We start from the raw sequence: 556 nt of genomic DNA, 5'->3' as shown, positions 1-556 counted from the left end.
GAGGTCATGGCCAACGGTCTCGACGTCATCCTGAACGACGAGCAGGTCAAGAGCGTCTTCGTCAACGTCTTCGGTGGCATCACGGCGTGCGACGCCGTCGCCAACGGCATCGTCGGCGCCCTGAAGAAGCTCGGCGACGCGGCGACAAAGCCGCTCGTCGTGCGCCTCGACGGCAACAACGTCGAAGAGGGCCGTGCGATCCTCTCCGACTTCAACCACCCGCTCGTGACGGTCGTGGACACCATGGACGGCGCAGCCCGCAAGGCTGCCGAGCTGGCCGCGGCCAACTGAAAGGGATCTGACTTCCATGTCGATTTTTCTCAACGCTGACTCCAAGGTCATCGTTCAGGGCATGACCGGCTCCGAGGGCATGAAGCACACGGCGCGCATGCTCGCCTCGGGCACGAACGTCGTCGGTGGCGTCAACCCGAAGAAGGCCGGCCAGACGGTTGACTTCGACGTCAACGGCGAGACCAAGCAGGTTCCGGTCTTCGGCTCCGTCAAGGACGCCATGGCCGAGACGGGCGCCAACGTCTCCGTGATCTTCGTGCCGCCG

At 64.6% G+C, this 556-nt stretch carries 2 pseudogenes; both read left to right on the top strand.

The features are described 5' to 3' along the window. Positions 1–291 (top strand): annotated as a pseudogene (locus tag B2284_RS10925) (ADP-forming succinate--CoA ligase subunit beta); the annotation flags it as partial. 16 nt (positions 292–307) lie between these two features. Beyond that, a pseudogene (locus B2284_RS10920) lies at positions 308–556 on the top strand (succinate--CoA ligase subunit alpha); the annotation flags it as partial.

Source organism: Dermacoccus sp. UBA1591 (assembly GCF_002322065.1).
Taxonomy (GTDB): Bacteria; Actinomycetota; Actinomycetes; order Actinomycetales; family Dermatophilaceae; genus Dermacoccus; species Dermacoccus nishinomiyaensis.
The sequence above is the reverse complement of the archived record's forward strand: the minus strand, read 5'-3'. Positions and strand labels throughout refer to the sequence as shown.